Source organism: Methanocrinis sp. (genome assembly GCF_049974945.1).
Lineage (GTDB): Archaea > Halobacteriota > Methanosarcinia > Methanotrichales > Methanotrichaceae > Methanocrinis.
On record NZ_JBNGCU010000168.1, the window covers coordinates 1 to 1,665 of the forward strand.

3 protein-coding genes are annotated in these 1,665 nt (G+C 62.7%); 1 reads left to right on the forward strand and 2 read right to left on the reverse strand.

What is annotated here, in order from left to right:
* Nucleotides 1-418, forward strand: a 418-nt coding sequence (locus tag ACP5EL_RS10200; protein WP_428402403.1) for a cation diffusion facilitator family transporter, incomplete at its 5' end; no start/stop codon positions are given.
* Between the two features lie 20 nt (nt 419-438).
* Here ACP5EL_RS10200 and ACP5EL_RS10205 read toward each other — a convergent pair.
* Together ACP5EL_RS10205 and ACP5EL_RS10210 are read right to left on the reverse strand one after the other, a co-directional pair.
* On the reverse strand, nt 439-1,290 hold the full coding sequence (locus ACP5EL_RS10205; protein ID WP_428402404.1) for a sirohydrochlorin cobaltochelatase: 852 nt from the start codon (nt 1,288-1,290) through the stop codon (nt 439-441).
* A gap of 54 nt (nt 1,291-1,344) precedes the next feature.
* Nucleotides 1,345-1,665 (reverse strand): carboxymuconolactone decarboxylase family protein (locus tag ACP5EL_RS10210; RefSeq protein WP_428402405.1); only part of this gene is annotated, 321 nt, incomplete at its 5' end.

Genomic DNA, 1,665 nt, shown 5'->3' on the forward strand with positions numbered 1-1,665 from the left:
GCACCGGACGGGCACAGAGGAGGAAGAGGAGAAGATCGAGAGGAGGGCGGAGAGGTTCGTCGCCCTGACCTTCTTTCTCCTCGGATCTTACGTCCTCATCGAGTCGGCGGGAAAGCTGGTCGAGGGAGAGGTGCCCGACCCCTCAATTCCGGGGATCGCTATCGCCCTCCTCTCGATGACCATAATGCCGATCCTCGCCCGCAAGAAGCGCGATCTGGGGGTGGCCATCAAAAGCCGGGCTCTCATCGCCGACTCAAAAGAGACCCTGGCCTGCGCCCTCCTCTCGGTGGCCCTGCTGGTGGGGCTCGGGGCGAACTACCTCTTCGGCTTCTGGCAGGCCGACCCCATCGTGGGCCTCCTGATCGTCGCCTTCCTCTATCGGGAGGGCCTGGAGGGGTGGAAGGAGTCATCAGAGTGAAGGCGCAGGTGGAAGGGATTTCATTCGCCCGTCCGGAACCTCTCGACCGCCATTTTGGTGTGCTCCGCGAAGACCCCCACCACCCGCGGATTTTCGCCAATTCCTCGGAGGTGGACTTCGACCTCAAAGCCCGCCCTCTCAAAGCTGCACTTCCAGGATCTGGGGTCTTCCCCGGCGAGGTCTTTTTTGGCGTGGCCTCCGGCCACCACCAGAAACGGGATCAGCCTCACCTTCGCGACCCCCGCTCCTTTGACTTCGGCCATCGTCTCTTCGAGCCCCGGAAAGCCGTCGATCGTCCCCAAAAAGACGTTCCTGTGATCTCGTTCAAGAACTTTCGCCATCCGGGAGTAGGCACAGTCTGCGGGATGGTCGGTCCCGTGGCCCGTGAGGACGACGGCCGTCTCCTCCGGGCTTCGGGGCCGGTTTTTGACCTCGCCGTCGATGGTGACCCGATCGAACTCCGGGGCCAGGGCCTCAGACGTCAGATCGAAGTCGCGGCCGCTGGCGAGAAGTGGCACCCCCATCTCCAGGTTCCGAAATCCGAACTTTCCCCGGACGGATGCGAGGGCGCTGACGAGGGCTGCAGCCTCGTGGAACTCGGAGCCGGGGGCGACGTGGAGGGACTGGACGACGACGTCGGCGTGGCCTTCATCTTGAAGCTCCGCCAGAGCCGTCAGGGGGTTGTGGACGAACTTCCCACCGTCTCGGGCTATCTTTCGCCGGATGAAATCGGCGGTGAAGGCGATTCTCACCTCTGACTCCGGAAACTCGCGCCGAAAGGCGGCTCTGATCCTCTCGTAGGTCTTCCTCGCCTCGGGGTCGAGGCTTCCATAAGCCACCAGTACGATGGCCGGCGGTTCTTGGGCCGACAACTCTTCAGACCTCCTTTTTTTAAATGTATCTTTCCGCGGGATTATTGAGCCTTTTCAACCATCGAAGGGCTCTTCGACACCTCGCCCCTCGAAGATCTCGGCGAAGGTTCTGAGGGAGGGCGCGAGGACCCTGGTCTGGCCGATGGCGGCGGCGATGAAGATCACGTCCAGGATCTCGTCTCTCGTCGCTCCGGCTCTCAGGGCGGCGTTGATGTGGACCTTGAGGCACTTCTCAGCCCCGGCCCCGGCGGCAGCGGCGATGGTGACCAGCTCTGCGGTCCTGGCGTCCAGGCTCTCCGGCCTCATGGCATAGAAGTCCTTGAGGCTTGAGAATACGAAGAACTCGGGCCTCTCCCTCATGATCCTGAGGATCGG